The sequence below is a fragment of the Bartonella sp. AD328YNZD genome (genome assembly GCF_042196425.1).
The window spans coordinates 1-5,138 of the sequence record NZ_JBHIQG010000185.1 but is presented as its reverse complement, the minus strand read 5'-3'; the positions used below and the strand labels follow the sequence as shown (position 1 = coordinate 5,138).

General features: G+C 35.0%; 3 protein-coding genes and 1 tRNA gene. 3 read left to right on the top strand and 1 reads right to left on the bottom strand.

Going from position 1 to position 5,138, the window contains the following annotated elements; translation table 11 throughout:
* Positions 1 to 86 (bottom strand) — tRNA-Leu (locus ACFIO3_RS08685).
* A 146-nt stretch (positions 87 to 232) separates the two neighbouring features.
* Between ACFIO3_RS08685 and ilvA the strand changes: the two genes are divergently transcribed.
* The 3 genes from ilvA (at position 233) to ACFIO3_RS08670 (ending at position 3,744) form a co-directional block, all read left to right on the top strand.
* Positions 233 to 1,510 (top strand): threonine ammonia-lyase IlvA, encoded by a 1,278-nt coding sequence (gene ilvA / locus ACFIO3_RS08680; protein ID WP_375608747.1) that lies wholly within the window; start codon positions 233 to 235, stop codon positions 1,508 to 1,510.
* A 35-nt stretch (positions 1,511 to 1,545) separates the two neighbouring features.
* Positions 1,546 to 2,076: a hypothetical protein gene (locus tag ACFIO3_RS08675; RefSeq protein ID WP_375607472.1), complete on the top strand. Its 531-nt coding sequence runs from the start codon at positions 1,546 to 1,548 to the stop codon at positions 2,074 to 2,076.
* A 291-nt stretch (positions 2,077 to 2,367) separates the two neighbouring features.
* A complete protein-coding gene (locus ACFIO3_RS08670; protein WP_375704323.1) occupies positions 2,368 to 3,744 on the top strand; it encodes a DEAD/DEAH box helicase in 1,377 nt (458 codons plus the stop codon).
* The last annotated feature ends 1,394 nt before the right edge of the window (positions 3,745 to 5,138 follow it).

Below are 5,138 nucleotides of genomic sequence, written 5' to 3'. Positions count from 1 at the left end.
TGGTGCGGACGGCGGGACTTGAACCCGCAAGGTCTTCGACCGGCAGATTTTAAGTCTGCTATGTTTACCGTTTTCATCACGTCCGCGATGTGAGTTCTCTCATAAGCTATATCTTTTATTGAATCAAGAATTAATGACAAAAGAAACATTTTTCATTTTTTAGTGAAATTTTGACTGACAATAGTTTCCTTTATCGATAGAAAAAGCTTTTATAATGTAAATAAAGTATGAAATGATTAGTGTTATGAGTCAATTTATTCAAGACGTCACAAAAGCTATGGTGGGATTGCATCACGTGTTTGCTGAAACACCACTTCAAAGAAATGATTTTCTTAGCCAAAAGTATGATGCAGAAATTTATTTAAAGCGTGAAGATTTAACACCGGTGCGGTCTTATAAGATTCGTGGTGCTTTCAATTTTGTTTCAGAAATGCTTAGCTGTATATCACCAGATTCTGCATTTGTTTGTGCTTCAGCGGGGAATCACGCGCAAGGCGTTTCTTTTGTTTGTCGTTATTTTAAACGTAAAGGCGTGATTTTCATGCCTATGACAACGCCACAACAAAAAATTGAAAAAACACGTATTTTTGGTAAAGAATTCATTGATATTCGTTTGGTTGGAGAAACATTTGATCAATGTTATGAAGCTGCACAATCCTTTGTCGTAGAGAGCGGTGGTGTAATGGCTCCACCTTTCGATGATATTCGCATTATTACGGGGCAAGCAACAGTGCTTTGTGAGGCTGCTTTACAATGGAAAAAACTCAATGGAGAAAGTGAGCCAGATTTGATGATTGTGCCGGTAGGTGGGGGTGGTTTGGCAAGTGGAGTGAGCAAGTTTCTACATGAGTATGGTTGGAAAACAAAGCTTCGTTTTGTTGAGCCGCAAAGAGCAGCAAGTTTACTTGCTTGTTTGGAGAGTGGAAAACGCGTCAAGCTTGAAAGCATTGATACTTTTGTAGATGGTGCTGCTGTGGCTGAAATTGGTGCACTAAACTATACAATTCTAAAGCAATTTCCCCCTGATTCTGTCATTACGGTTCCTGAAAATCGCGTTTGTTCTACGATGGTTGAAATGCTTAATGTTGAAGGTGTGGTTCTTGAACCGGCTGGTGCTTTATCGATTGATGCGCTTAACAGTATTCCTCCTCAAGAGTTAAAGGGGAAAAAAATTCTTCTTGTTATTTCAGGAGGTAATTTTGATTTTGAGCGTTTGCCAGAAATTAAAGAGCGTTCTTTACGTTTCCAAGGGTTGAGAAAATATTTTATTTTTAGTTTTCCGCAACATCCTGGTGCATTGCGTCATTTTCTTTCCACATTATCGCCAGATGATGATATCGTACGTTTTGAATATCTTAAAAAATCAGCGAGAAACTTTGGTTCTGTATTGGTTGCGATTGAAACAAAAAAATACGGTAATTTTTGTCTTTTAGAGGAAAAATTTCAAACGTTAGGTTGGCGTTACCGTGATATTACTGATGATCAAACGTTATTTGATTTTGTTATTTGAAAAACTGAAATTTTACTAAAAAAAGAAGTATAATGATGAAACCTATTTTTTATTCGGTGCTGAGTCTATTTTTCTTTTTGATTGTTAATCAACAGAGTTTAGCATCTCAGCCAACAATAGTACAAAAAGATGAACTTTCAAGAGTCGTTGTTGATGTCAATAATGCTATAAAAAATGGGGATTTTATGCCTATTTCTCGTTATATGCCTGAGCGGCTTTATAAAGAGATGGCACATCGATTGAATACAACAGAGAGTGCTTTACGTAGTGATTTTCTTCAACAGTTGCATAAGAAGTTTGAGGGGTTGCCTTCTGGTGCTTATTATTTAGATAAAGAAAATATAGAGTATTTACAAACTGATAACGGTACTTTGTATGCTTTAATTCCAACAGTTCTTGAGATGAAAGATCGCATCATTCAATATAAAACTTTGGCGATTTTTGATAAAAACCAATGGTATTTAATTTATGGCGGTCAAAAAACTTTACAAAATCCAGTTTTTCTCGAGATTTATCCTGATTTTATCAAGGTACATTTACCGATGGACACAATCATCAAAAAGTAAACGATCTAAATATTGTTTTTATTCATGATAAATGTATTTCGTAAAGTTCTTGCTTTTTTATCATAATCCAAAGATAATAGAGGTGAAGGCATTTAGGCTGGTTTGTTGGCTTTTTGTAAAGTGAAGTTTATACGCCTTTATCTTGATTTCAAGGTGTTCATGAGTTGCGCAAGCCGCTTTTTAGGCGTTGCTTCATTTAAAATGTCAGGGATTTCTCTTGCGCGGATTCTTGAGTGGAGAGTTCAGATGGTTACTTCATTTTGAGTTCTTCAGCTAAGGAAAGATTTTATTTTGCCTATAAAAGAAGAAAATGTTTTTACAAAGTTAGGTTTGCCTACTCTTTTGATTAAAAATTTACTCATTGCTGGGATGAGTAAACCTAAGCCTATACAAGAACAAGCTATTCCAGTGATGTTGAAAGGACACGATATTTTAGGTGTTGCTCAGACAGGTTCTGGAAAAACCTTGGCATTTAGTTTGCCTATTTTAAGTCAGATTTTGGCTTTAGGTGATAAACGATGCCCTAAAACTGCACGCGCTTTGATTTTAGCTCCAACGCGTGAACTTGCTGTTCAGATTGATGAAACGATTCGCACTGCGGCGAAAGGAGCACATCTTTCAACATGTCTTATTTTTGGGGGCGTATCACGTTTAAAACAAATTAAACGTATGGAAGCAGGTGTGGATGTTTTGATAGCGACTCCAGGGCGTTTGAGAGATCTTGTTCGTGAAAAGTGTGTTGATCTTTCCCAATCTCGTTTTTTGATTTTGGATGAAGCAGATCGTATGTTGGATATGGGGTTTATTCATGATGTTAAGCAAATTGCAAAGCTTTTGCATCAAGAGCGTCAGACAGCACTCTTTTCTGCAACAATGCCGAGGGAAATTGCTGTGCTTGCAAAATGTTTACTCAATGATCCGGTTAAAATTGAAGTTGTTCCTCAAGGTACTACGGCTGTAGAGATTTGCCAAAAATTATATTGTGTTCCTACGAATGAAAAAAAGAATGTTTTAAGTAAACTTTTGACAAATCCAGCTTTTGATTCGGTTATTGTTTTTACTCGAACGAAACATGGGGCAGATGCTGTCACGCGTAGTTTAGAAAAGGTAGGATATTTAGTCGCAACAATTCATGGAAATAAATCACAAGGTGCTCGCCAGTCTGCTTTAAAAGCTTTTCGTGAAAGATCTGTGCAGATCCTAGTGGCAACAGATATTGCTGCACGCGGTATTGATATACCAGGGATAAGTCACGTTATTAATTACGACTTACCAGATGAAGCTGAAAGTTATGTACATCGTATTGGTCGTACAGGACGTAATGGTGCATCTGGTGTAGCACTTACGCTTTTTGATGAGAAGATAGAAAGGTCCCGCTTGCGTGCTATAGAGCGCTTGATTCGTATGAAATTGGTGGCTGAGGCTGTTCCAGAACAATTTGCAGCGTTTCCAGAAAAGCCAATTGTACGAGAAAGTAAAGAAAACGATAAGGAACGCCGTTTTAAAAAATCTAAACGTCAAAAACAGTTTTTAGGTCGAAAAGATGATGCTGCACAGTTGCAGCGGAAGAATTCTTCACCTCAAAATGAGAGGCAGCAAAAAGCAAAAGCGGTAGTAAAGCGTGCAAAGACTTTTCGTTTTCGGAAATCAGTTAAGAAGGCTGCTTAGATAAAGTCTTGAAAAAAGATCATGTATAGGAGATTTTTTACTTTTGTTGATTTATTCTCAATTGAAAAGAGTTAAAAGTAAGAAGATTCTTCAGAGTTTTTCATTTTTTAGAAATGAAAACTTCTAACCGTTTGGATTTATTTAAAAATCATTATTGTAGAGGCAATTATTTATTTGCTTTATTCCCATTTTTAAAAATGGGAATAAAAGTAGATTTTATTTATATAAAAATTATTTTTATAAAGGATGTGTTTTATCTTTAATGATAACTTTTAATTTTAAAAATTGATGTCTAATAATAACTCATTGTTTTATATATTTAATAATTCATTATATCGTATTTTTTTTCATTTTTAAGTTATTTATGCGGATCAATCAAAAGCATTCGCTTGCACGTTATGTGTGAAGTTGTCATATAAATAAACATTTGAAAAATAAATAAAATAATTTTTATAAACTCTTTCAAAGGCAATGGGGGATTGCTGAGATTGAGAGTTGAAAAATAGTACGATGGTATGACTTTTATTATAAATAAAGATGGGGCTGATCAATCGATTTCATTTTATACCATTTACGGGGGTGTCATTGTGAAAGAGTCTTGGGGAATTTAAGAGATATCTCTTTAAAAAAGCATGTGACTGCATAATACAATAGCGAGAATGTCATGATTTCTGAAGGCTTTCTCAGGATTCTTAACAATTTAGCTTGTTATCTTGGTTTTTACTGTAAAACACTATTATTTGGGGGGGATATAAAGTATTTGGGAGATATAAAGCCTATAAGACTTTATGTATTAAATGTTTTATGACAGTGTGGTGAACAAGGCAAGGTTGTTTGTAAAGCGTTGAAGTGGTTAGCAGGAGGAATAACCTGTTAGATAAGACGTCGGAGTGTTTACAGATTTGTTTTATATTTTTTGCTTTTAGGATGGGGAGGAGATTATGTGGGGTGTATGGAGATAATATATGACCTTGATTATTGATTCTTCCATTTTTCAAAATGATTGCTTCATGAGCAGGTTTTTAAGTTTAATTTCTTTATTGAGTATAAATCATTCTTTCTTTGGAAAAAAATATGATACAGTTTCATTGCTGATGGAGCTTAATAATTCATCTTTGATGAAAGAAATCGTAATTTATAATATGCAAATAATTGCAGTGCCCTCTTATAGAAGCGCGGTGGTTTGAAAAAAGTAATCTTATTTGTGCTATTCTAAAATGAATCAATTGCTTTTTGCGTTCATTGCAAAAAAACACATCCCGTATGATATTGCGTTTCTATATTTATTGCAAAAATCCTATTCCCTCACTTTTATTAACGAATCCCTCATGTCTAAAAGCTTGAGAAAAAACAATAAACTACGTGGAATAAAAGAAAAGTGGCTCCCCGGGCCG